At 39.6% G+C, this 2,687-nt stretch carries 3 protein-coding genes and 1 pseudogene; all 4 read right to left on the reverse strand.

Translation table 11 applies throughout. The annotated features are described in order from the left end of the window. A partial coding sequence (locus tag CWB66_RS20270; protein WP_138586833.1) for a transposase occupies nt 1–282 on the reverse strand: 282 nt, incomplete at its 3' end. Between the two features lie 101 nt (nt 283–383). Then, a complete protein-coding gene (locus tag CWB66_RS20275) occupies nt 384–1,580 on the reverse strand; it encodes a hypothetical protein (RefSeq protein WP_138586831.1) in 1,197 nt (398 codons plus the stop codon). A gap of 288 nt (nt 1,581–1,868) precedes the next feature. Next, nucleotides 1,869–1,970 (reverse strand): annotated as a pseudogene (locus CWB66_RS23245) (transposase); the annotation flags it as partial. Nucleotides 1,971–2,271: 301 nt separating this feature from the next. After that, the coding region (locus CWB66_RS20285; RefSeq protein WP_289508517.1) for a group II intron maturase-specific domain-containing protein at nt 2,272–2,687 on the reverse strand (416 nt) is incomplete at its 5' end.

The following is a 2,687-nucleotide window of genomic DNA, read 5'->3' on the forward strand; positions in this document are numbered from 1 at the left end:
CTGACCACTTGATATCACCACAGCCTTTTTTAATATGTCCTTTTCTAATTCAATGCATTGGATTTGCTTTTTAAGTTCACGAATTTCAATTTGTTCAGGCGTCATTGGTGAAGCCGATGGTGACTGACCATTACGCTCTTGCTTTAATTGAGTAACCCACTTACTTACGGTTGATTTACCAACACCCATAGCCTTGGCTGCATCTTCTTGCGTATAACCTTGATCGACTACAAGCTGAGCTGTTTCTAATTTGATTGCCGCAGAATACGTGCGCGTTTTAATTTCGTCATTTTTTCACCCAAATTTGTATGCTGATTAGCATAACATTTCTTTCTTAATGGGTGGCCAAAATCACTGTACCACTACAATCCCGAGTGGAAATGTTATGTAATTGAGAGGTGATTGACTTCTCCAAGAGAAGGAACATTCAGTGAAGAATTACTCATATCCTTCACTTTTTTGCGATATTCCTTAAGGCCAGCTATCAGATTAGCTTCAGTCTCTTTTAAGCAATCTGATAGCTCTACGCTCCACATAAGCTTCTCTTGCTCACGCCGAAAAATCATTTCTCCTGTGGGTGAAACTGCTAAGAGTTTTAGTCTTCTCATACCAGTAAGTCCCTTATTGGCAAAGTTAATCACACCCATTAACCGACCATTAAGATCAAAGAAAATTATTTGATTAAGCAGTTTGTGAATAATCCGACTATATTTTATATCATGATAAACCTTATAGAACGGGTATTCCGCATTAGGGAAATGTGTATAATCGGCTTTCTCATAAACATTAACAGGCAACTTTTCAGAAGCTTCTTTATGATCAAGAACGGCTATTTCAGCACCGGTGGAATCTATTATTGAGTAACGATATCCCATACCCTTGTTAGGGTAGGCGGCTTTTGAATTTCCAGATGTAACAATGCTCAACAACCATCTGTCGCAGCCCAGCGCCAGTATCTGAACAACCCTAGGATTGAAAATTCTACTCTTACCAATTTCCGAACAATCTACAGAACCAAAATCCGACTCGGTACCGTCGCCAATTCCCCAGTCAAACGATTCACATTTCATAGTATTCCACTGGGATGGTGGAAAAGCCTCCTGTTCAGAGATTACCAAATGATAATTCACAATATGATAGCTTAGCTGTTCAAGGCGAGGCATGACACCCAAACTTCTTCGCCCACCTGGAAAAGTCGAGAGCAATGAGGGTTGGATCCGCTCCATATCCAGTGGTTTAAGATTACTCGCAACAACGGTACCCGCAGTGATATCTACCCACAACCCTCTACCACCCTGATTGATAATCCCAAAAACATCCTGACTGTTACCTGTAAGTAACTCTAATCCTGCCTCTAACCACTGTGACCCGCTATCGACGATCTCCCCGACGTCTATGAACTTTTGGAAACAAAATTCTAGATCCATGCACAACAAACTGTAAAACCATTGAGAAGCGCCTTGCGATTTAACGTGTTTACCGGTTAAAGCTATATAACCGTCGTTAGTTGCACACAATGAAGCACAGTTTAATTGCTTACCTTCGTACTCTGGCATATCTAAAAATTTGATTTTTCCCATAACTATTCCTATTCATTTTTAAGCACACAAACAGCTAAGCCTGACACTACTAAAATTGTATTTCTTTGACTCATACAAATTTGGCACCTAACGAGGCTGTAGAATAACTCGTTTTTAATTTATTTTTACAGATGCATTAACCATAGCTGAGTTCCTATTTTGATTCAATCGGTTACTTCGATTTTACGTAAAATATAAAAAGAGGATTAACTGTTGCTTTAATGGGCGTTTTGGAAGGTATTACAGGTGTTTAAGTGGCTTATTTGGAGAGGTAGCAGCTTACCTTTATTAATGCATCGTGTTTTGCAGCTTTTCTATATTATGAACTAAGCAATACAGTTGCCATTGGGCATTCACTTTCGTTTGACCGCGTAAGGTCAATTTATTCAGCGAAATTGATCGGAATGAATTTATTTTGGCAAGATAAGTCAGGCTTGACTCCTTACCTAATGAAAGAGCCATAACAATTTACCGTGGGTGAATAATATCTATTAGATCACAGTAACCCTGTGGGTTCAAGGTTAAAAAACAATCAAGTAAAACGTGTAGAACCAGTTCCTAAAAAGAGTAATTCTACAGCCTATCGTGGTAGAGCGACCTATTGCTAGGCCGACCCCACACAGATCCGGACGTGCGGAACTACCGCATCCGGCTCTTCAGTTATATATTCACTCGTGTAAAACACACGACCCTAGTACCAATCAACAAGGATATTTCGCTTGCTGACTTTGATACTCTCAATGTTAAAATACTCTATCATCTTCTTGAAATTACTCCAGTTATAACTTCGTCGACCACTGCGTCTGTTCAGCCATTTATATAAACTATGTAGCACATAGTCATATATTGTGGATAAGCTTCGGCTGTTGTCTGGTAAACCAAAGTAATTTCTAAATCCTATCAGTTTTCGCCTCAATTGAGGTAGCCAGTTTTTCAGTTTTAATGAATACCTTGCTTTGATCCATTGATAATATTCACTCAGCGTCGCCTTTTGCTTCTTCGCGGCCGTTCGTCGCCTAAGTCGTGGCTTACTATTTGAATCTGTGCCCCAATAGAACTCAAACCCTAGAAATACAAAGTGACGGTTTTCGACCAACATGAAATCTG

This window comes from Pseudoalteromonas sp. S558 (genome assembly GCF_005886635.1).
In the GTDB taxonomy this organism is placed as follows: domain Bacteria; phylum Pseudomonadota; class Gammaproteobacteria; order Enterobacterales; family Alteromonadaceae; genus Pseudoalteromonas; species Pseudoalteromonas aliena.